Source organism: Vibrio sp. 2033, from assembly GCF_033339735.1.
This window is the reverse complement of sequence record NZ_JAWOVC010000710.1, coordinates 1-545: the sequence shown is the minus strand read 5'-3', so window position 1 is coordinate 545 and position 545 is coordinate 1. Positions and strand designations below refer to the sequence as shown.

Sequence of the window (545 nt, the reverse complement as noted above, 5' to 3'; positions counted from 1 at the left end):
ATTGCATGTGACCACGGTGGGTTACCGGCTTCCACTTTCGTCAGTGCTTTGCCGACCTGAATAAGCTCGGCACGTTGTTTGAGATAGTCTTTGTCCAACAAACCTTCGGTTGGCATGGGTACATAGTCTTGATCGGCCATGTACTTACCGCGATCAGCAAACGCAAGACCAGATGCGTCCGCAATGACCTGCCAAGATTTGGCGCTGTCTGGTCCCCAGCCTTTGAGGTCGTATTGCTCGGTGATAGCCAAGATCTGTCCGACAGTTAGCGCGCCTGAGCTTGGTGGCCCCATGCCGCAGATGTCGTAGCTTTGATAAGCCGCACAAACGGGCTCTCTCTGTTTGATGCGGTAAGTATCAAAATCTTGTTGTGCCAACACGCCCGGGTTACCCACTGCAGTTTGCACGGTTGCGATAATGTCTTTGGCAATATCACCTTGATAGAAGGCTTGAGCACCTTGCTTGGCGATGGCTTGCAAGGTTTGCGCGTATTCTGGATTTTTTAATCGTGTGCCTTCGGCTTTTGGTGAGCCATCGGCGTTAAA

Annotated in this window: 1 protein-coding gene; it reads right to left on the bottom strand. The window is 51.6% G+C overall.

All coding sequences use genetic code 11. The annotated features are described in order from the left end of the window. On the bottom strand, positions 1-545 hold a 545-nt coding region (locus R7P74_RS28655; protein ID WP_318124082.1), incomplete at both ends, for a gamma-glutamyltransferase.